This is a genomic window from Elizabethkingia miricola (genome assembly GCF_001675285.1).
Taxonomy (GTDB): domain Bacteria; phylum Bacteroidota; class Bacteroidia; order Flavobacteriales; family Weeksellaceae; genus Elizabethkingia; species Elizabethkingia miricola.
Genome location: NZ_LSGQ01000031.1, coordinates 65512 through 88953, shown reverse-complemented (window position 1 = coordinate 88953; position 23442 = coordinate 65512). Strand labels below are relative to the sequence as shown.

Here is a 23442-nt window from a genome sequence, read left to right as displayed (position 1 = left end):
AAATTAGAAGTTAGAAAATTAACCATTGACAATTAATCATTAACAATTAGCTGATTATGTTACGCAACTGGATCAAAATAGCATTTACGAATTATAAAAAGAATTGGTTAACAACTCTTATTAACCTTATAGGATTATCTATAGGGCTCACAATATTTTTGTTAGTATTTCTCAACTGGCAGGATGAGAAATCTTATGAAAAATGGGTTCCTAATGGCGAAAATATTTATTTGATCGAATTGCAAAACGGAAAAGACAGCTATGTTTCCCAAGTCAACTACCCACTTTTGTACACTTCTCCTAAAGCATTTCCGGAAATAGAGACGTCTACGATAGTCAATATATGGATGGACGAAAAAAATAAACTGACTACAGACGGACATTCTGTTTATACTACTCCTATTTTTGCAACCGAAAATTTCTTTAAAGTACTGGAATTTCCCAAAGTAGCAGGAAGCTATGAAAATATCCTGATAGATAATACATCTATAGCGCTTTCCGAAGATACAGCTAAACAACTTTTTGGTAAAGATTATCTTCATAGTATTGGGAAAACAGTGGTACTGGACAATGAGGGCAGCAAATATGTTGTACATGCTATTTATAAAAATCCTGAGGAATCGGAGAATACAATATTTCGGGGCGGGTTTGTAATGCGGGATCCTTTTGTTAATGACAGTAAGGAGAGCTGGACAAACTACAGCTACTATGGTTTCTTTAAAGTAAAACCCAATACAGATTTAGCTAAACTGGAAGAAAAACTTTCCAAATGGGATGATGATCATGAAAGAATTGAAAATCGAAAAAATGGATGGGCGGATAACGGAGATCGTATCAAAGCTCATTTAACTAATATTAGAAATATGAAGCTCGATGCTAAAGGATGGGGGCTAATGAAGGGAGATAAAAAATCTATTATTATCCTGATGTCATTATCAGGGCTTATTTTAGTTCTTTCCGGAATTAATTTTATAAATCTCAATACAGCACAGGCGTCACAACGGGCTAAAGAAGTAGGCGTACGTAAGGCTCTGGGAAGTTCTAAAGGAAAATTAATAACTCAGTTTTTAATAGAAGCTCTTATCATCTATGTTACAGCATTTGTTATTTCTATGGTCGTACTGGAGCTGCTCTTACCAACATACGGAAAATATCTGGGGAAAGAGATCGGAATACATGGGGTTCAGGTTTATTTATATGCCATTCTTATTGTACTGGCTTTCGCATTTGTTTCGGGTATTATTCCGGCGCTTTATCTTTCCGGTTTTAAACCTATTCAAACACTTAAGGGAAACTTTTCCGGAAGTAAACATGGAATTTGGCTTCGTAATGCAATATTATCGTTACAGCTCATCATCTCCTCATTTTTTATTATTTCATCTTTGATTATCTATAAGCAGGTAAACTATATGATGGATAAAGATTTAGGGTTTAACGGCGATCAGGTATTTGAAATTAGCTTTAAAAAAACAAACTTTAAAGATGGTAATTATAACCAGAGGAAATATGAATTGTATAGGGATCGGATAAAGCACTTCCCCGGAGTATTGGATATTACCGGTTCATCACAGAGTATAGGCAACGGACTTAGAAATTTTACAGGAGCTAAAGATAAAAGAGATTCTACAAAAGTAACATCCGCCGGAATCGGAGCTATAGATTTTAATTATTTCAATTTTTACAAGCTAAAATTAGTTGCAGGAAGGGATATTAACCCAAAAATGACTACAGATACAGCGAGAGGGCTTATTGTAAATGAAGCTTTTGTGAAAAGCATGGGCTGGAAACCGTCAGAAGCTATTGGTAAAGAAATTTCAAGCGGACTGGCTGATAATAGTAATAATTTGTTGATTATAGGAGTAGTAAAGGATTTCCATTATGGTGGAGTGAAAAATGAAATTTCTCCGGTTATGTTCTTTAATTATCAAAGGTACTGGACTAAAAACCAAATGAAAAACCTGCAGATTAAACTTTCCGGAGACCATATATTTCAAAATATAGAACACATCAAAAAATATTGGGAGACGGAAGTAGAGCCGGGTTATCCTTTTGAAGGTGATTTTGTCAATAAAAATTTTGCTAAGACTTTTGACAAATATAAGAAGCAGCGCTTGTTATTTTCCATTCTTAATGTTCTAGTTTTAGTTGTTGCTCTTCTTGGACTGTTTGCATTGTCCAGCCTTATCATAGAACAAAAACTAAAAGATGTAGCGATTAAAAAGGCCTTAGGAGCATCAGACGGAGTGCTTATAAAAGATCTGACAAAGAAATTTCTGTGGATTACAGGAATAGCGGTATTAATAAGTATACCGATAAGCTATTATTTTATGAATGAATGGCTGAAAGATTTTGCCTACAGAATTGAGATGCCATGGTGGCCTTACGTTCTGAGTTTAGTTATTCTTTTACTGCTGACTTTCTTTGTAGTGAGTATTAAAGCTTATAGAGCAACCAAAGTAGAGTTAGTGGAGTACCTGAAATACGAATAGCTAAGTTAGAAATTAGATTTTAGAAACTAGAAAATTAACCATTGACAATTAATCATTAACAATTAGCTGATTATGTTACATAACTGGATTAAAATAGCATTTAGCAATTATTATAAAAATTGGCTTACTACGCTCATCAATCTTTTAGGATTGTCTATGGGCTTAACAATATTTCTGTTGGTTTTTCTAAATTGGCAGGACGAGAAATCTTATGAGAAATGGGTCCCGAATAAAGAGAATATTTATTTTGTAGAGCTGCAGACTGCAAAAAATAATTATGTCTCTAATATCAATTACCCATTATTACGCACTGCTCCGAAAATGTTTCCGGAGATAGAAAATTATTCTGTAGTTGCTAATATAGGGGAGGATGATAAAACTAAACTGATAGCCGAAGGGCATTCAGTTTATACATTACCAATTGCCGCCAGCGAAGACTTTTTTAAAGTAATACAACTTCCTAAAGTAGTAGGCAGTTATGATAATATTTTAGTAGATAGACATTCCGCAGCACTTTCTGAAGATACAGCCAAGGCTTTATTTGGTAAAGATTACCTGAACAGCATTGGCAAAGTTGTAGTGGCAGATAATGATGGGAGTAAATATGTAGTACAAGCTATTTATAAGAACCCTGTTGATGCAGAAAATACAGTATTCAGAGGAGGTTTTATAGTCAGACAATCTAATATTGATAACAACGACAATTGGACAAATTATAGTTTCTATGGATTCTTTAAAATAAAACCCAATACAGATATTGCCAAGCTTGAAGAAAAATTATCCAAATGGGATGATGACAACGAAAGAGCAGACAGAAGTAAATTTGGGTGGGCAGATGACAGAGATCCAATTAAAGTTCATTTGACTAATGTCCGTGATATGAAACTTGAAGCCAAAGGTTCGGGGATTATGAAAGGAGATCAGAAATCTATTATAATTCTGATGACTTTAGCAGGGCTTATTTTAATTCTTTCAGGTATTAATTTTATCAATCTCAATACCGCACAAGCTTCACAGAGAGCTAAAGAGGTGGGAGTACGAAAAGCATTGGGAAGCTCGAAAGGAAAGTTAGTTCTGCAATTTTTATTAGAGGCTTTCATTGTCTATATCACTGCATTTGTTATTTCTCTGGTTTTACTGGAATTATTATTACCTGTATATGGCAAATTCCTGAAGAAAGAAATTAAGGTAGAAGGGATTCATATTTATCTTTATACGCTCCTCATTGTAGTTGTCTTTGCATTTTTTTCCGGAATTATTCCGGCACTATACCTTTCCAATTTTAGACCTATTCAGACATTGAAAGGAAATTTTGCAAGAAGCAGACATGGCGTTTGGCTTCGCAATGCAATCCTGTCTTTGCAGCTGGTTATCTCCTCATTTTTTATTATTTCCTCATTGATTATATACACTCAGGTAAATTATATGATGAATAAAGACTTAGGTTTTAGTGGAGATCAGGTTTTTCAGATTAATTTCAAGAAAACCAACTTTATAGATGAAAAATACAATCAGAGGAAGTACGAGCGCTACAGAGATAAAATAAAACATTTCCCTGGTGTAATAGATATTACCGGATCTTCACATACAATGGGGGGCGGAATTACCAGTTCATCGGGTGCTAAATATAAAAGAGATTCTACAAAATCAACATCTGCGGGAATCGGAGCTATTGACTTTAATTATTTTAAATTTTACAAAATAAAGTTTATCGCAGGCCATGAGATGAATCCTAAAATGACGACAGATACCACACGTGGACTCATCGTAAATGAGTCTTTCATAAAAAAAATGAACTGGAGTCCTGCAGAGGCTATAGGTAAAGAGATCTCCAGTGGAATGGATGATAAAAGCAGTAATATGCTTATTATAGGTGTTGTAAAGAACTTTCATTACGGAAGTGTACAATATGATGTTTTTCCAATGATGTTCTTTAACTATCAGAGATATTGGTCCAGAAATCAGATGAACAATTTACAGATAAAACTTTCTGGTGATCATATAGCAGAAAATACAGCACGTATTAAAAAATACTGGGAAACAGAAGTAGAACCAGGATACCCGTTTGAAGGAAATTTTGTGAACAAGAATTTTGTCCGGACCTTTGATAAATTTAAAAAACAACGACTGCTATTTTCAATTCTTAATGCTGTAGTACTAGCTGTAGCACTCCTGGGATTATTTGCATTATCCAGTTTGATGATAGAGCAGAAGCTGAAAGATGTTGCTGTTAAAAAAACATTGGGAGCATCTGACGGCACATTGATAAAAGATCTGACAAAGAAATTTCTTTGGATTACTGCAGCGGCAGTGTTCATAAGTATTCCATTGAGTTATTATTTTATGAACGAATGGCTGAAAGAATTTGTATACCGTATCGAGATGCCTTGGTGGCCTTATATTTTAAGCTTAATAATCCTCTTACTGCTGACATTCCTGGTGACAAGTATTAAAGCATACAGAGCTACCAAAGTAGAACTGGTAAAATACCTGAAATATGAATGATGCTAATTATGAAGTTAGAAGTTAGAAAATTACCATTACAATTGATAATTAACAATTAACCCGAATTATGTTTAAAAAACTTATTTTCCTTAGCATATCAGCCTTTATGTTTTCTCAGCAAACCGAAGAATGGGATTTACAAAAAACAGTAGACTATGCTATAAGCAAACATCCGACTGTGCAGCAGAGTATTCTGAAGGTGGACCAGCGTAAGCAGGAAATCACAGCATCTAAAGGAATGCTGTTGCCTTCTGTTTCTGTCAGCACCAGTCAGAATTATAGTTTTGGTTCAACCATTAATCCGGGAACCAATCAGCGTGAAGCATTAAATGTAGGTACAACACAATTCTCGGCAATTGCTAACTGGGAGTTATTCAACTGGAGAAATTTTATGAACATTTCGTTGAGTAAAATGAATAAAGAAAGCTCCGATTACCGTCTGAAAGCTGTACAGAATGATATTGCATTAAATGTTATCCAGTTATTTTTTCAGTATCAGAATGACAAAGCATGGCTTGGAGTGCTGAAAACTCAGCTGGATGGAGTAGAAGAGCAGATTAAAAGAACAGAAAAAGAGGTGGAAATAGGTAACCGCCCTAAAAGCGATATCTACGATATAAAAGCGAACATGGGAACCTTGCAGGAACAATGGGTATCTGCCAAGAATCAGAAAGAAATTTCCAAAAACAATCTTCTCAATGCACTAGCCATTACTTCGGATAATATAGATTTTGCACAGAATACATCGGATACATCTTCTGTTCTGGCCTTTTCAGATGAAAATTTTGTAAAAGAAATGCTGGAAAAGAATCCTGCCTATCTGGCTGCTGCAAAGGAAATTCAGGTTTCTGCAGAGAAAATCAGAGTAGAAAGAAGTGGCTATTTACCAACGTTGAACGGGCAGTATTCGTGGTCTACTTTTTATAGTAAAGTACTGGGGGGGAATCAGCCTACAACAGCATTTTCAGATCAGTTTAACCAAAACAAAAATCAGCAGGTATATTTTAATCTAAGTATTCCGGTTTTCAATAAACTACAGGTGAAATCCAATGTAGAAATTGCAAAACTTAATAAAATTAATGCCGATCTGGAAAAAGAAAAAACAGTCAGCAATCTTGTTGCAGCACTGAAGTCCATTAAGATTCAGTACCAGAATTCAGAAGAGAAATACAGACTTCTTCAACAAAATTTTGAAAACCAAAAATTATCTTTTGACAAATCAGAAGAAAAGTACAAAGAAGGGCTAATGGACGCTTATACCTTCTTTGTGGTCCGTAATAACTGGCTTCAGGCGAATTATAACCTGATTAAAAGCCGCTATGATGTCATGTTACAGGAAGAACTCTGGAAAATATATAATCGATAGAAGTAGCATAATATCAATTCCATTGGAAGTAAAAGAAGAGAAATCAACACCAATTAAAATTAACTAAAGTAACATATGAAAATAAAATTATTCCTCATTGCAGCTTGCTCACCCGTATTGCTGTTCAGTCAGAAAATATTCACACAAGATGTAGACAATTTCTGGAAAACCTACGATAAAATCATAAAAACAAAAGACTCCACACAAAAATTAAGTCTGATTCAGACAATGTACATAGATAAAGGAACACAGGGGTTGCATGATATTATGAAGGCAAGGCGATATTCTGCACAGGAATATATTGATGTTATTGGAAAATACCCGAAGTTTTGGTCTTCCATAAGATCCCGTACTTTGAAGTATAAAAAACAGGCGAAAAATGTTGAGAAAAGTATAACTGCCTTAAAGAAAATCTATCCCGAAGCAAAATCTGCTAACGCTTACTTTACAGTAGGTCTGCTAAGAACAAATGGTACCATAATGAACGGAAATCTTTTGATAGGTACCGAAAGTGCTTTTGCAGATAAAGACGTAGATATTTCTGAAATGGATAAAAGCTATCCGCAACTAAAAGCCTATTTTGCAATAAATCCTATTGATTCTTTTCCATTCCTGGCCGCTCACGAATATATTCATACACAGCAAAAATCTACTATTGGGAATAACTTATTAACCCAGGTAGTGATGGAAGGAGTAGCTGAATTTATAGCTTCATTATCAATGAATCAGAAGTCTCCAACCCCGGCTATTGACTATGGCTATGCTCATGAAACAGAGATTAAAGATGTTTTTGTAAAAGAAATGTTTTCACCATATACATGGAATAATTGGATATGGAATGCAACTAACAACCGTTTTAAAATGGCAGATTTGGGATACTTTGTGGGGTATGCGCTCGTAAAAAAATACTATGATAAACAGACCGATAAAAAGTCTGCAGTTAAAAAAATGATTGAGCTAGATTATAATAATCAAGCGGCTTTATCTGCATTTGTAGAAGAGTCTGGGTATTTTGAAAAACCTGTTTCTTATTATAAGGACGAGTATGAAAAGAACAGACCTGTGGTTGTTGGTATTACCGAATTTGAGAATGGCAGCAAAAATGTAAATCCGAATATTAAAACACTTTCTGTAACTTTTTCTCAGGAAATGAATCCTTTTAGAGATGGTATCGACTATGGACCTTTAGGTAAAGAATCTTTTGTGAAAAAGAAGAAATTTTTAAGGTTTATAAATAATAATAAAACAGTTGTGTATGAGATAGAAGTTTTACCAAATACACACCATCAGATGCTATTTGACGGAGGTTTCAGATCTAAAGATGGAAATCCTGCTCAGAATTACCTTATTGACTTCACAACAACGAAATAATTTTTTAATCTTGTCAGGGTTATTATAAAATTAATCATTGGCCTTGGCAAGGTTTTTCAGCTTATAAAAAGTGATAAATTAAAATTTAAAAATAACTTTTTTGGCTTATCCTGATTCATTTTTTCTGTTAAAAGGATGAAAAACAAACCATGATTTAACAGATTATTTGTGCATTTTGTCATGTCTCACTACATTTGTATTCAGTAAATAATATTGAAAATTAAGAACTATGATCATACAACCACGTGTTAGAGGGTTTATCTGCCTTACTGCACACCCTGAAGGAGCTTTACAGAATGTAAAAAGTCAGATTGATTATGTAAAATCTAAAGGTGAGATTAAAAACGGTCCTAAGAAAGTATTAGTAATTGGTGCTTCTACAGGTTTCGGTTTGTCTTCCAGAATTTCAGCAGCTTTTGGTTCTGGTGCAGCAACTGTAGGTGTTTTCTTCGAAAAAGCACCATCAGAAGGTAAACTGGCTACTGCCGGATGGTATAACTCTGCAGCTTTCGAAAAGGAAGCAAATGCGGCAGGATTATATGCTAAGAGTATTAATGGTGATGCTTTTTCCGATGAGGTAAAGCAGCAGACAATTGAGCTTATTAAAAAAGATTTAGGTCAGATTGACCTTGTAATATACAGTTTGGCATCTCCAAGACGTACGCATCCTAAAACTGGGGTAGCATATGCTTCAGTACTAAAACCAATCGGAGAAGCTTTTACTAACAAAACAGTAGATTTCCACACAGGTGTTGTTTCAGATATCAGCATCCAACCAGTAGATAAAGATGAAGATATTCAGAATACTATTGCTGTAATGGGAGGTGAAGACTGGAAATTCTGGATCGAAGATCTTAAGAATACCGGTGTTCTTGCTGATGGAGTTAAGACTGTTGCTTATTCTTATATTGGCCCTGAATTGACATTCCCTATCTACAGAAACGGAACTATTGGACAGGCTAAAAATGATCTGGAAGGTTCTGTAACAGCGATCAATGATATGCTGAAAGATCTTAATGGTATTTCCTATGTATCTGTTAACAAAGCTTTGGTTACACAATCCAGCTCAGCAATTCCTGTGGTACCGCTTTATATTTCCCTACTTTACAAAGTGATGAAAGAAAAAGGTATTCATGAAGGAACAATCGAGCAGATGCAGAGACTTTTTGCAGACAGATTGTATACCGAGAACGGAGAAGTTTTACTGGATGATAAAGGCAGAATCCGTATCGACGATTGGGAAATGCGTGAAGATGTACAAAAAGAAGTTGCAGCGCTTTGGGAAACTATTTCTACAGAAAACTTAGGAGAAATTAGTGATATCGAAGGATATCGTAAGGAATTCTTCCAATTATTTGGATTTGATGTTCCGGGTATTGATTACGAAAAAGATACCAACGAGGTGGTAAACATCCCAAGTATAGAAGGATAATACATAAAAATAATATGAAAAGCGGTTCCATAAGGGACCGCTTTTTTTGTTGGCTGAAATTTATCATTAAATATTATTTTTATTAATTCTAAATAAAAGTGTAATATTGTAAAATCATATAAATGAACAAAGAGTTCGGTATGAAGATTAAAATTTGATAGGAACAAAATTAAATCTGTATGAAAAAAGCAATATTAATGGCATCCGTAGTGCTTGCCCTGTATTCTTGTAAGAAAGAAACCGATAAGCTTAGCAGTGGAGCAACTGAACAGACCTCGGAAAACCCGAAATCTGCAAACAAAATAGTAACTCTAAGCGGCGGTATCACCGAAATAGTAAGTGCTTTGGGGCATGAAAGTGAAATCGTGGGAACTGATGTTACCAGTACATACCCAGAGACTCTGAAAACAACAGCTAAAGATTTGGGACATGTAAGATCTATGACTATTGAGCCGATTATGGCATTAAGTCCAACATTGATCTTAGCTTCTGATAAAGATCTAAATCCGGAATTATTAAGCAAAATAAAATCTTCAGGAATTAAAGCTGAACTTCTGACTCAGGAATTTTCTGTAGAAGGAACTAAAAAGTTAATAGAACAGGTTGCGAAAGCTGTAGGAAATACAGACTTTCCGAAGCTGAATGACAAAATAGATGCAGACATGAAGCAGGTGCAGTCATTGGTAAAAAAGCCTAAAGTATTATTCATTTATGCAAGAGGGAATAATCTGATGGTAGCAGGTAAGAATACACCAATGGAAAAGCTGATTACACTGGCTGGTGGTGAAAATGCAATCAATGAGTTTGACGATTTTAAACCTCTTACACCAGAAGCAGTTGTAAAAGCTAATCCTGATATTTTGTTCTTATTCAAGAGTGGATTAATGGGAGCAGGAGGGAATGAGGCCGTATTAAAAATGCCAGGAGTTGCACAAACCAATGCCGGAAAAAACAAAAAAGTTATTTCTATGGATGGCGGTTTGGCATCAAGCTTTGGCCCAAGACTGGGGGAAGCCGTGGTTGAACTAAACAAGTTATTGATTGAAAACACAAAGTAAATTATATTTTTATCTTGTATCAGGCGGGCTTTTACTAATAGTTCTTGCAGTAATTGCCCTTTATGTTGGGGTTTATAATTTTGGAGGAAGCTCACCATTTACAGTATTATGGAAAGTAATCACACGGGATCCGCAGCTGCCACTTAGTGACAAATACATTTTATGGGATGTCAGACTTTCGCGGATCGTAATGGCTGTATTAGTCGGAAGCATGCTGGCAGTATCGGGAACAGCATTGCAGGGACTGTTCAAAAACCCTCTGGCAACAGGAGATTTAATAGGACTAACATCCGGGGCTACACTTATGGCTGCAATAGCTATAGTGTTAGGAAGTAGTTTCAGAGCTTATCTTCCTGAGGCGGTACAGTTTTCATTGGTAGGTTTGTCCGCATTTGTCGGGGCTTTACTCTCTATGCTTTTGGTATACAGAATTTCAACAAGCAGCGGGAAAACCAATGTTGTAATGATGCTTCTTACCGGTGTTGCTATTACAGCTATAGGCTTCTCCATTACAGGTTTCCTTATTTATATATCAAAGGATGATCAGTTAAGAGACCTTACTTTCTGGAATTTAGGAAGCCTGGCTGCAGCAACCTGGACCAAGAATCTGGTTTTGCTGTTTGTTTTGTTAATCTCCTATTTTGTGCTGATGCCCAAAGGAAAAGCACTGAATGCTATGATGTTGGGAGAAAAAGATGCACAGCATTTGGGTATTAATGTAGAAAAGCTAAAAAAGCAGATTGTAGTAATTACAGCACTTATGGTAGGTACCTGCGTTGCTTTTTCAGGGGCTATAGGATTTGTAGGACTCATTGTACCATACATTCTCAGGCTGCTGTTTAAGTCCAATTACTACTTCATATTGCCATTGTCGGCTATATTCGGAGCTGTACTGTTGTTAGTAGCCGATACCTTCAGCAGAAGTATAGTAGCACCCTCGGAACTGCCGATAGGAATTCTGACGGCATTGATGGGAGGGCCTATTTTTATTGCAATTCTAATGAAACATAAAAAGTCTTTATAATGATAAAAGCGCATCATATCAGTTATCTGCATAAGAAGTTCCATATTCTGGACGGCGTAGATGTGTCAGTAGAATATGGAGAATTTTTAGCTATTGTCGGACCCAACGGAGCTGGAAAATCAAGCCTTCTGAGTGTTCTGGCCAATGAAGTGAAGCAAGATAAAAAGCAACAGATTTTATTTAAAGACAGACTGATTTCTGATTGGGGAATTCAGGAGATATCAAAACATAAAGCCAAGTTTTCCCAGCATAACAGTAATGATATTCCTTTGCAGGTAAAAGATGTTGTAATGATGGGGCGCTATCCGTATTTCGATGGCCAGCCTAAAAGAGAAGACTGGGAAGCAATGAGCAAAATGCTGCTGGAAACAGATATTGTCCATCTTAAGGACAGGGATTACAATACCTTATCGGGTGGAGAGAAACAGAGGGTACATCTTTCCCGGGTAATGGCACAACTTGAAAATGAAGTAGCCCACAAGCTTTTATTTCTGGATGAGCCTCTGAATAATCTGGATATAAAATATCAGTACCGTGCATTAGAAAGCATTAAGAGCTTTACCAAACGCGCCAATTCCGCTATTGTGGTATTACACGATCTGAATCTTGCGGCTCAGTTTGCGGATAAAATTTTATTGATGAAAAACGGAAGAGTAGCAGCCTGTGGTAAACCTAATGAGGTTTTCACAAAGGAAAGAATAAGTGACACTTATAATTTTCCATGTACCATATGCAAAAACCCGGTAAATGATACACCAATGATTATTTTTGGATAATTATGAATACAGAAGATCTGAAATTACTGGCAAAAAATCTGGCCAATCCTGAAGGCGAGAAAGGGATAGAAGTCGCTGAAATGATGGATGCAACCAATATTTCTATGACTATGGAAAGTATTGCAGCTTTAGAACTCGACGATTCTGATAGAATACTGGAGATAGGGCATGGTAATGCTGGACATCTGGAACAGTTATTAAAATTAGCCGATGACCTTAATTATACGGGATTGGATATCTCTGAAACGATGAGGGATCATGCTTTACGAAAAAATATAAAATTTGAAAACCAATCGCAGTTTTTTGTTTATGACGGACAAAATATACCTTTTGGTGAGCAGAGTTTTGATAAAATTTTTACTGTAAATACCCTGTATTTCTGGAAAGAGCCAAATACTTTTCTAGAAGAGATTTACAGAGTATTACGCAACAACGGAACATTTGTTCTCACTTTCGGGCATAAAGATTTTATGAGCAATTTGCCATTTACCCAATATGGCTTTCAGCTTTATCATACCGAAGATGTTGAAAAGCTTGTTGCCAAAAGTCAATTTGTACAAGTAAAACTATCGCAGAAAGAAGAATGGATACCCGGTAAAACAGGAGATGGTCCTGTTAAAAGAAACTATACAATATTAACCTTAAAAAAATAATATAATGAATACATTAGTCGGAGATTTAAAAGAAAAGTGGGCTCAACTGAAAGCAGAAACGCCACATCTTAGAATCAGAAATGCAGCAGAACAATTAGGGGTTAGCGAAGCCGATTTACTGGTAACCAATATTGGTGAAGGTGTTACGGTTCTGAATCCTGATTTTGCAGGAATTTTAACCGATGTTGAACAACTGGGAAAAGTAATGGCTTTAACCAGAAACGATGAATGTGTACACGAAAGAAAAGGAACTTATCTGAATGGAGACTTCAGCAGTCCACATGCACAATTATTTGTGGGTGAAGATATTGACCTTAGAATATTCCTGAACTCATGGAAGCATGCCTTTGCAGTAGTAGAAGGAGATAAGAAAAGTTTACAGTTTTTTGGTAAAGACGGATTGGCACTTCACAAAATATATTTAACAAAAGACAGTAATGCAGATGCTTTTGATACTATTACAGACAAGTATAGAGCAGAGATACAGAATCAGGAGTTTGTATTTGAAGCATTAGCACCAAAAGCAGCAGAAAAACCGGATACTGATATCGATGTAGAAGCTTTCCGTAAAGAATGGTCTGAACTGAAAGATACTCACGATTTCTTTGCGATGACAAGAAAATATGGTGTAACAAGAACACAGGCACTACGCTTGGCTTCGGATGAATTTGTAACGAAGATTGATCCTAAAAAAGTTGTAACCTTACTGGAGACCGCATCTGAAAGAAAACTGCCGATAATGGTGTTTGTTGGAAATCGTGGGATTATACAAATCCATACAGGAGAAGTAAACAAAGTATTGTGGTACAATACCTGGATCAATGTAATGGATCCTGATTTCAATCTTCATCTTGATACCGAAAAAATTGCCGGAGCATGGGTGGTAAAGAAACCGACTGAGGACGGTTTGGTGCACGCGGTAGAAGTATTCAATAAAGATGGTGAATTCATTGCACAGTTCTTCGGAAAAAGAAAACCGGGAATCCCTGAGTTACAAGAGTGGAAAGACCTTGTAGCTGAACTTGAAAAATAAAATATCTAAGCTAAATTTAAATGTTGAGGCCGTTGAGAATCATTGCATTTCAAAGCGGCCTTTTTTATTGTAAATTGGTATTTCAAATATACTTTTATTTAAGAGATGAGAAAATTACTTTTTGCCTTTGCTGTGCTCTGCATCAGTGGAATAAAAGCACAGCAATTCGATGCTTATAAGTTTTATAATAAAAAAGGAAAAGCTGTAAAGCCTGAGAAGATCGTTAAACAGCTTTCCGATTACGATGTGGTTTTATTTGGAGAATTGCATAACAATTCCATCGTTCACTGGCTGCAGTTGAAGCTTACTGAAGCTTTGTATCAGCAAAAAAATAAACAGCTGATTTTGGGGGCGGAAATGTTTGAAAGAGATAATCAGCCACAGCTGGATCGTTACTTGTCTGGTAAACTAGACCCTAAGAGTATGAAAGACTCTGTCCGCTTGTGGAATAACTATATTACAGATTACAAACCGCTTTTAGATTTTGCAAAAGCTAAAAACCTGAAGTTTATAGCCGGTAATATTCCGAGAAAGTATGCTTCTCAGGTAGCGAAACAAGGACTGGAATCATTGAATATGTTGGATGCTAAGGAGAAAACTTATATTGCAGTTTTGCCTGTAAAGGTAACATTGGATACACCGGGGTATAAGGAAATGAAAACCATGATGGGAGACCATGCTGATGATCTTAAAGTTATGAATTTTATTTCTGCTCAGGCGGTAAAAGATGCTACAATGGCGGAGTCAATTATTAAGAATTCAGAACCCGGAAAAACTTTTGTTCATTACAACGGAAACTACCACAGCAAGGAATATGGTGGTATATATTGGTATCTGAAACAAAGAAATCCCAATCTTAAAATTGCAGTGATTTCCGTTTTTGAATCAGAAAACCCCAAATTGGCTGTACCTGAAAAAGATTATATCCCCACAGATTTTAACCTGATTGTCCCTGCGGATATGACAAAGACTTATTAGAACTTATTTTTATAGCTCATAGAATAGATGATCTAAAAAACTCACAGGTTTTATAGCCTGTGAGTTTTTATTTAACCTTTTCCCAGATATAAGATTACTGAATAAGCTGTGCATTTACACTTTTAACAGAGTTTAGAATAGCCTTAATATCATCAGTTGTAACTGAATTAATTAATGACTCATAATTCTCTAAATCATCTGTATTCAGTTGATCTAAGTAGCTCTGTATTATTTCTTTTTCTTTTGAATAGGGGTCGCTTATTTTTTCGGCAATGGAAATAAGTAAAGCTTTCTTGCTATTTTCTAATGTATGAGTGTCAACAGAATCTTTCATGAGGTCTAAGAATAGATTTTTCAGGAATGGAATGTCCTCCTTTTCGCTTCGGAATTTTACAATAAAAGAAACCGAAGGAACAGGGTAAGTTTTGTACTCACAACTGACAGATGGTGAATAAACCTTCCCATACTTATTTCTTGCTGTTTCAAAAAAACGGGCTTGCAATAATTCCTTTGCAAGTTGTATGGCATATATGTTTTTTGCAGAAGGAATAACTGATGATTTTGTAATCAGTGCAACGTCTTTTCTTGTCTGGTTTTCAGGTGCGAAATCTTTATTCAAAATAGCAGGGGAGCTGTCTGACTGCCATTGCAGTATCTGATGATCGGGTTTATAAGCTCCAAAATATTTTGTGACTAAATCCTTTGTCTGGTGTATATTAAAGTTTCCTGAGATCAGAACGGCTCGGTTGTTAGTATTCCGGAATACCTGATCATAAAATGCAAATAGCTTCTTAATATCGAGTTTTTTTAGTTCCTGCTTTGTAAGTTTTTTATTTTCAGTGTTTCTGTAGTTGCCCAGAAACAATTCTTCTGCCTGCTGAAATCTGGCATATTCATTTTCTGAAACCTGTTCTTCCTTATCATTTTCCTGGAGTTTTTGTTTAATGTCACCTTTGAAATCCTCAACAGGCAATACATAATTGTATACTGAATGGTACAATAATTTGAATGCCAATTCCATATTCTCATCCGGAGCAGTTATCCGGATTTCATTAGCATAACTGCCAATATAAGAAGAATATGAGATGCTATTCTGAGACAAAATATCAGAAAGAATATTGTATTTATAAGGTTTAATCCCAATCTGATTAGCATAATAATTCAGATCCTTGTAGAATGGATATTTGTGATCCGAAAGCTGTGAAAATCCGCCTCTTCCATAGTATATAATCGTGTTTTTCTCTGCTTTGCTGTCAGGTGCCAGTATAACATCAATTCCATTGGACAGTTTTATTAGGGAGGCATTTAGCTGATCTAATTTTTTTTCACTAATGACCCTTGCAAAAAGTTTTTTTGGAGATTCTATTTTATAATGGATTAGGGGAGCTTCTTTTAAAACCTCTTCTTTTACAGTTTCCTGATGTTGTATTTTCAAGCCGGATTTTATTCCTGTCTGAAAGCTTTCGGTTAGTTCCTGTTCTGTGATTTCAGATAAACCTGAAGGTATCTGAATCAGATTGAAATGCGGCTCTTCAGGTAATAAAGAAGAATATGACCTTATCTCTTCTTCTTTTAGTTCATTCAGAATTTTTTGTGCAAGAAATCCACTTTCGGAGGAAAGGACATACTTGTGCCTGCCAATTATATCTTCGTAATACACAGCAATATCTTTGGCATTGATTGGCAACGGAGCAAAAGTATTTTTAATTACTTTTTGCTTTATGGTGCCGAACAACTCCTGCTGAATTTCTGTTTTTTTTACTTGCTCAGAGAGAGCTCCGAGCTGCTCATAGGTTTTTAGTAAATCTGTCTTGTCCTTACTTCTGATTTCAAAGCCTGAATGGAAAATGTTTCCCATATACCAGTCATCAAAGAATGTTACATTTTGTAGTCCTGTATCTTTAATGCCTTGGCGTATCAATTCGCTGTAGAGCTTTTGCATCAATGTAGCTTTTAAATCTTCAGGTTTTCGTTGTATAACAATTATCCGCTCGGTGCTCATGTTTTTTTGCTTTCCCTGTTGCAGAGAAAAGATGCTTTTTGTAGGGATCAATGAAGTGTAATCTATCTGAGAATAAGAAGTAGTCTCACTAGCTTTATGGCCTTTATCATGAAATAATGTTGTAATTTTTTTTTCTGTTGTAGATGTATTTATATCACCTGCAATTACGATATAAGCATTGCCTGTTGTATACCATTTTCTAAAATAGCTTTCCAATGATGCTTTGTTTATCTTTCGGATATCAGCTTCTGTGCCTCCCGGAAGTTTGTTTCTAAAAATGCTGTTTCCTATTTTTTCATGGTAGAAAGGACCTTCATTTCCTCTGTCCCGAAGCTCTTGAATAATTACATTTTTTTCTTTCTCTATATCATCTTTGCTGACATTGCTGAACAAATCTGCAAAAATATTTTTTCTGAATATCTCCAGACACATTCCAATATTTTCGGGTGTATTGGGTACTGAAATTTTATAAATTGTAGATTCATAATGGGTAGAAGCATTAAAATCTCTTTCCAGTTTTACGCCCAATTGATTCAGGTTTCCAAATAAAGTTTTCTTAAAAACAAGATGCTCCAGAAAATGAGCAACACCTGCCTGCTCAGGATTTTCCATAAGGCTTCCTGCACCTATAATAAGCCTGATCTCTGTACGGGAATCGCCTTTTACAGGATGAATAATATAATGAAGTCCACTTTCCTGAATCTTTCGGTCTGTAATCCCGGAATTGCCCGGAAATGTTATCTGAGCTTCTGTTGTAATAAAGCTAAGAAGTCCTGTTGCTAATAAACCATACCTCATTGTGCCATATTTTTTCCTTTATAGACAACATTGGTCAGCATATAATCATCTGAATTATCAAAGTCCATTGGAAAGGTAAAATGTAACGTGTTATCCTTTCGGTTAATCGTTGCTTTTGCAGGTCTCCAGTTACCATTACCCCAGTCATCATGAGATATGGTTGATATATTCATATATCTGTAAGGATTAATTGTACCATCACCATTTTCTAAACCTATATCCTGAAGGCTGATATCCTGTTTAATTTTTTTATAAAGTGATTCCCATATTGCGGAGCTATAGTTAAAATTTACAACCTTAAGGCCTTCCTCTTTTGATTGAAATTCATTGAATCTTTCTGAAATAAAACTAACTTCATCTGAATTGAAATTTAATGCTATGTTATCCAGAGTGACAACAAAGTCATACTTTTCCATATTTTCCATCATGGAATAATATGACATCCCGTTTTCCTTGATATCTTTTAATATTTTGAAGTTTGGAGCACCAAGAGGGTCTAGAAAGAAAGTATTCTCAATAGTCATTTTTCGATATAGTTTCAACAAGAGCGTCTGTATTCCCATTGCATTTCTTTGCATTTTTAGCAAAGGCCTATCTTCAGTAGCATTCTCGCTAAGAGTAATAATGGTTTTACCTGTAATTTTTTCCTTGAAGCCCTCTGTAAAAGGTTCAATTCTACCTCCGGCTGGAAATGTTACATTACCTTCTGCTTCCACAAGACCGATAAAAGGATATAGGTTGAGTCCTTTTTTTCGATAAATCTCAAGAAGTTCTTTCTGTCGTTTGGTAAGTACAGGGATATCTATTCCTTTTTTAAACTCGAAAGAAATATTCTCAACGCTTACCTGACTGTCGGATGTTGTTCCTGCTAACTGAATTGTTTTACTTTCGTCAAGAGGCAGCAGGTTAATTGGTTTTATCTGTATTGTAGCAGTTTTCTCTCCTGCCGGTAGTACTACTTTGGGATGATCCAGTTTCATAGTATTATCAGCATTCTGAAGATTGAGGTCAATAGTCAGATCCTTTTCCAAAGCTTTTACCAACATGATCTTTACCACGATATAATCATTGGACTGGTCTTCAATCTGAGTTTTATTCAGCGAAAAACTTATTTTGTTTTGACCTCTGTATGTACTTCTTTCATCATCCGGCATACAGGAATTCATTCCTGTTATGAGTATAAAAAACAGAATAAGTCTGGTATAAAAATTAAATCTATAATAATGCTTCATTGTCATATCAGTTATTCCCAACCTTTGTTCTGGGAGACTTTATTATTTTTTGTTTCATTAAACGGAATAGGGAACGTCCAGCGGTAGTCGGATTTAGAGATTACTGAATATTGTTTTTCATCATCCGTTTTATATCTTTTGATGTCTGTTTGCCATCTTTTCAGATCGAAGAAATTTTCAGGTTCTCCCAGAAACTCTTTCTGTTTTTCATATCTGAATCTTTCAGAAAACTGCTCATAAGACAAAGAAACATCGACAGTACCCGTATTTCTGCTTTTAAGAAAATCATTGAGCAGCTTAGCCGCTTGCGGATGCTGATTATTTTTTAAATAGGCTTCTATTAGCAGAAAATACACCTCAGTAAATCTGGACTGTACTATATTTTTGTTTTTATTATCGCGAATATCCGATCTGTATTTTCCTATAAAAGCACCAGGAATATCGGGTATCGTAATAGCTGAAACTTTGCTGCGTATGTCATTTTCCTCAAAAGCAAATTTGGAATGCAGTCTTACAAAATCACCTTTTTCATAGTTGTAGTTTAGGTTTTTATAAGGCTGCTGATTGTAACTGAAATTCATCAGAACCTCGGGAGAAGAGGAAGGAGAGTTCCAAATCTGCTGATAAGAGACCTGATTAAAGTCCGTGATGGATTTGCCACTCTGTGTAATAAGTTCGTTGGCCAGAGTAATGACACTCTGATAAGATCCTTCCAGTAACGCTGCTTTAGCTTTCAGTAGTTTTATTGTGTAATAATTGAAATATTCCTTCTTGTTGGTACTGCCCTCATCTTTTGGGAGTAGTGACAATGCTGTATCACATAGTTTATTGATTTCAACCAATGTTTCCTTATAACCAGAGCGTTCTTTATCCTCATAAATTGTTTTGTCTTTCAGAACAATTCCCGGCATATCAGAGCCTGTGTAACGATCGGAGAATAATAACAACAATTCATAGTATATTGCAGCCTTTAATCCTAGTGCCCTTCCTTTTACTTTTTTAGCCTCATCCGAATTTTTATCAGAAATATTACGATCCAGAGCTTCCAAAGTGGTATTGATCTCGAATAAAGATTTATAATATTGCTGCCAGAGGTTTTCTGCATTATTTTTAATGACCAGTCGGTCCCAGTAATACATCTTTTCTACAGGTTCGTATTTGCTTTGGGAGATATACCAGGTAGGAACGAAATCCTCGGTATAAATACTGAGAAAAGTTTTGTCTTTCGGAAATTCGGAGTAGGCTGTGTTCAAAACCTCTTTGGCTCTGCTGACAGTGTTTATAACATTTTCTCCCGATACAGAATCTTCGGAAGTATAATCGAGGCTACAGGCATTTAGTAAAACCAATAATGATGTTATGCAGGTAATTTTTTTCATATTGAATTAAAAAGAGACATTTAAGCTGAGGGTAAAAACAGGCTGCTTGATATCATTGATTGTATTTCTGTTTTTCACAAAGTAATAAGTATAGATATTTTCAGCCTGCAGACTAAGACTAAGAGAACGTATTGTTTTGGAAAGCTCCTGTATTGCATTGGTATCTACGGTATAGGTAAGCTGAATATTGTTGAGAGAAACAAAATCGGATCTGTATACACTATCTGTTGTAGCAAAAAGTTTCTCCATCTCAGCAGCTTCTGTAGGTCTGTTAGCGGAAGGATAAATCTTTCCTTCATCCCCCTCATTAAACCACATCTGCTCCAACTGACCTTTAAAGGCATTGTAACGGATATCACTTCTGTCACGAATAAAAGAAGTTGAGTATTGTTTTACGCCCTTCAGGGCATAGTAAAGATCAAAAGCCAAAGACAGGTTTTTATAGGTGATAACATTGGAAAACATCCCGTTATATGGTGGAGTGCTGTAGCCTAAACTCATGAAATCTGAACGGGTAAGACTGCTTTTGTCTCTGTATGTTAGCTCTCTTCCGTCACCAGATTTATATCTGTAGATTCCATCCAGAGGATGTATTCCCAATGACTGTAATCCGTAGATTATTCCCAACGGCTGACCGACTTCATAAGAAGGAATAAGGGCTTCTCCATTCTGATAAATTTTATCGGTTCCGTAGAGTTGTTTTACTTTATTAAAATTGGCGGAAAAGGTAATGGCACTGTTCCACTGAAAATCGGAGCCTCTTATAATATCTCCGGACAGCATTACCTCTATTCCTTTGTTTTCCAATGCACCAATATTTTTCTTATAGCTGGTAAAACCATTGCTGGGTGCTATTTCTACATCCAAAAGAGCTTGTTTGTTCAGGATTTTGTAGAAATTGGTAGTTAGTGTAAACCTCTTTAAAATGCCAATATCCAATCCTGCATTATATGAATGTGACTGCTGTGGATTCAGATTTCTATTGGGAAGTTGTTGTGAAGGTAATAATCTTCCGGAACCATAAAAAAGGTTGTTGTACCTGTAAGTCGGAACAATATCTCCGATTGTAATACCCGCCATACTGGCGGTAATTCCCATTGAAGCTCTTAGCTTAAGCTCGGAGATGAATTTTGAGTTTTTCAGAAATTCATATTCCTTAAGCCGCCATCCAAATCCTGCAGACCAGGCAGTATTCCACCTTTTATCAGACGGAAGGAGGGAGGAGCCATCCCTTTTGTAACTGGCATACAGATCATAAATATTCCGGAATGAATATCCGAATGCGGCACCAAAGCCTAATTGGATGTCTTTAGTATTGCCTCCGAAAGCTGTCGTTTTTCGATTGCCTTCCAAGGACTGATTGATTACCGGAACCGATGCCATACCCGATGGTATCCCGTAGCCGTTGATACCAACAACCTTTCTTCTGTTAAGTAAGTAATCGATATTGGCACCTAATGTAATATCATGATCGCCCAGTTTCTTGGTATAAGTCGCTCTGATGTTAGAGGAATAGATAAATTCAGTAGCTTTTTCTTCGGTAAGGCTCCCTCTTGCATCCTCACTATACTGTCGTTCAGAAGCCGCCTCTGGTGGAATTACAGTTTTATTTTCATTGGTTACATAATCTGCTCCGGTAACTCCTGATATACTCAAATCATTCAGCAATTTCCAATTAAATATAAGGGAACTGCTTACTCTGTTAGATACTTCGCTGCGTGTATACTGATTTATAAGATCACTGAATGCGTAATCCGGATATGAGGTCAGGTTTATTTTTTTGCCATTCTTTTCAGATAATCGGGTCTCATAAGGATTTAAGGCATAGGCGAGAGCAGAAGGATCTTCTTTGGTTCCGTTTTGGGTATTAGTTCTTGAAATTCCGGCTGAGGTATTCAGAGATAAACTGAATTTAGGTGTAACTACGTAATCAATATTTGCTCTTGCAGTAATATTATTAATGTCGTTGCCAGGCAATTTTCCACCACGGTTACCATAGTTTAAGGAGTAATAATACGCATTTTTGTCTGTACCTCCTCTTACACTTAGATTATAAGAACTAAACTGATTAGGTCTGATTAGTTCCTTGAACCAGTCGGTATTGATTCTTTTTAAAGAGTCCAGATTTTTCTTGCCATTCAGGATCAAAGCATCCAGATTTGGAGCATTAGTATAGTTTTCTCTTATATATTCTTCGGAGTTCATATACCCCGGAGTCGATGCTACTTTCAAGCGCCTTTCTAATTCCAGTTTCTCTGCGGAATTCATCATTTCTACACCTCTGGGACCTCTTGTTGTAATTCCCTGTTTTATATTAAGGCTGATAATTGGCTTGCCTTTATAACCTTTTTTAGAAGTAATTTCTATAACACCATTGGCTGCTTTTATTCCATATAATGCTGATGCAGCAGCATCCTTTAAAACCTTGATAGTGGAGAAATCCATTGGATTTAGTGTCAGAAATGTATCGGAAGAGATAATCATCCCGTCCAGTACAAATAATGGCTCGTTTGCTCTTGCCTGACCGGAGAATGACTGTGTTCCGCGTATCTCAATTTTGGGTCTGGTCCCCAGTATACCATTGTATTCTATGTAAAGACCAGGGACAGCACCTTGCAGCATTCGCATAAGATCCATTTCTGAACGGCCTTCAAATTTTTTCATATCAATAGTGGTAATAGAGCCCGCTATTTTCCGGATATCAATATCGTTGATATTTTTGCTTTTTACCAATGTGACTTCCTGTATGTCTTTTGCTTCACCCGATTTTCTGCCGGGCTTTACAATAGTATCCTTATATAGTCGAGGTCCGGATAAAGATTGTGCCGAAGAAATATTTTGTATGCTGGTATGAAACAAGTGCTTTTTTAGTTTATTTTGCACTTCCGAGATTTTCTCATCTTTTGTTTTGTTAGGGGGCTGTATTGCTTTCATACTATCATAACGCGCATATACAATAGAAAAAGAGAAAAGGAAGAGTACAGGAGTATACTTTCGTATCATTTTATTTTTATTTATTCTAATTAAGAATTATGCAAATGTAAAAATAATATATGATCATAAAGTATGACAGTTCTCATATCAGTCGGGGATTGCCACTATAGTTTACAGAATGAAGAATAATATATTACTGTCTGATTTTCAAAATAAATAGAAGTGTAGTGGGAGTGATCTCAATATTAAAATGAAATATTGAGGGAATAAACTGATGACTATGAATCCCCGTAAGTACAAAAAGTAAACTTAAATATTTTTAAGCCAAGGAGAGTGGTCCATAAATATAAAATCCCCTGATAACCGAAATTACAGGGGATCTTAAAAGCTTATATTTTTACTTTTTTTAAGA

The 23442-nt window shown here is 35.9% G+C and carries 15 protein-coding genes; 11 read left to right on the top strand and 4 right to left on the bottom strand.

Annotated elements, in window-relative coordinates:
- Positions 1-56: 56 nt before the first annotated feature.
- The 11 genes from ATE49_RS18305 (at position 57) to ATE49_RS18255 (ending at position 14685) form a co-directional block, all read left to right on the top strand.
- The gene (locus tag ATE49_RS18305; protein ID WP_065083270.1) at positions 57-2489 is read left to right on the top strand and encodes an ABC transporter permease; all 2433 of its coding nucleotides are present in this window, start codon (positions 57-59) and stop codon (positions 2487-2489) included.
- Positions 2490-2561: 72 nt separating this feature from the next.
- On the top strand, positions 2562-4994 hold the full coding sequence (locus ATE49_RS18300; RefSeq protein ID WP_065083269.1) for an ABC transporter permease: 2433 nt from the start codon (positions 2562-2564) through the stop codon (positions 4992-4994).
- Positions 4995-5061: 67 nt separating this feature from the next.
- Positions 5062-6360, top strand: coding sequence for a TolC family protein (locus tag ATE49_RS18295; protein WP_065083268.1), 1299 nt, complete (start codon positions 5062-5064; stop codon positions 6358-6360).
- Positions 6361-6435: 75 nt separating this feature from the next.
- A complete protein-coding gene (locus tag ATE49_RS18290; protein ID WP_065083267.1) occupies positions 6436-7731 on the top strand; it encodes a hypothetical protein in 1296 nt (431 codons plus the stop codon).
- 229 nt (positions 7732-7960) lie between these two features.
- Entirely contained in the window at positions 7961-9163 is a 1203-nt protein-coding gene (gene fabV, locus ATE49_RS18285; protein WP_065083266.1) for an enoyl-ACP reductase FabV, read from the top strand.
- Between the two features lie 179 nt (positions 9164-9342).
- On the top strand, positions 9343-10221 hold the full coding sequence (locus tag ATE49_RS18280; protein ID WP_065083265.1) for a heme/hemin ABC transporter substrate-binding protein: 879 nt from the start codon (positions 9343-9345) through the stop codon (positions 10219-10221).
- Positions 10205-11245, top strand: a complete 1041-nt coding sequence (locus tag ATE49_RS18275) for a FecCD family ABC transporter permease (protein ID WP_065083264.1) — start codon at positions 10205-10207, stop codon at positions 11243-11245. Before ATE49_RS18280 ends, ATE49_RS18275 begins: the two co-directional genes overlap by 17 nt.
- On the top strand, positions 11245-12021 hold the full coding sequence (locus ATE49_RS18270; RefSeq protein WP_065083263.1) for a heme ABC transporter ATP-binding protein: 777 nt from the start codon (positions 11245-11247) through the stop codon (positions 12019-12021). Before ATE49_RS18275 ends, ATE49_RS18270 begins: the two co-directional genes overlap by 1 nt.
- A 2-nt stretch (positions 12022-12023) precedes the next feature.
- A complete protein-coding gene (locus ATE49_RS18265; protein ID WP_059154875.1) occupies positions 12024-12674 on the top strand; it encodes a class I SAM-dependent methyltransferase in 651 nt (216 codons plus the stop codon).
- A 4-nt stretch (positions 12675-12678) separates the two neighbouring features.
- Positions 12679-13707, top strand: coding sequence for a hemin-degrading factor (locus tag ATE49_RS18260; RefSeq protein WP_065083262.1), 1029 nt, complete (start codon positions 12679-12681; stop codon positions 13705-13707).
- Positions 13708-13812: 105 nt separating this feature from the next.
- On the top strand, positions 13813-14685 hold the full coding sequence (locus ATE49_RS18255; protein WP_065083261.1) for a ChaN family lipoprotein: 873 nt from the start codon (positions 13813-13815) through the stop codon (positions 14683-14685).
- A gap of 94 nt (positions 14686-14779) precedes the next feature.
- On the opposite strand, the gene ATE49_RS18250 is transcribed toward ATE49_RS18255, so the two are convergent.
- From ATE49_RS18250 to ATE49_RS18235, 4 genes are read right to left on the bottom strand one after another with little or no spacing between them, the layout of a single operon-like run.
- Positions 14780-17485 (bottom strand): M16 family metallopeptidase, encoded by a 2706-nt coding sequence (locus ATE49_RS18250; protein WP_065083260.1) that lies wholly within the window; start codon positions 17483-17485, stop codon positions 14780-14782.
- Entirely contained in the window at positions 17482-18717 is a 1236-nt protein-coding gene (locus ATE49_RS18245; protein WP_169817122.1) for a DUF4929 family protein, read from the bottom strand. The genes ATE49_RS18250 and ATE49_RS18245 overlap by 4 nt, the downstream gene beginning before the upstream one ends.
- 11 nt (positions 18718-18728) lie before the next feature.
- Positions 18729-20096: a RagB/SusD family nutrient uptake outer membrane protein gene (locus tag ATE49_RS18240; RefSeq protein ID WP_065083258.1), complete on the bottom strand. Its 1368-nt coding sequence runs from the start codon at positions 20094-20096 to the stop codon at positions 18729-18731.
- A 6-nt stretch (positions 20097-20102) separates the two neighbouring features.
- The gene (locus ATE49_RS18235; RefSeq protein ID WP_065083257.1) at positions 20103-23099 is read right to left on the bottom strand and encodes a SusC/RagA family TonB-linked outer membrane protein; all 2997 of its coding nucleotides are present in this window, start codon (positions 23097-23099) and stop codon (positions 20103-20105) included.
- Positions 23100-23442: the final 343 nt, after the last annotated feature.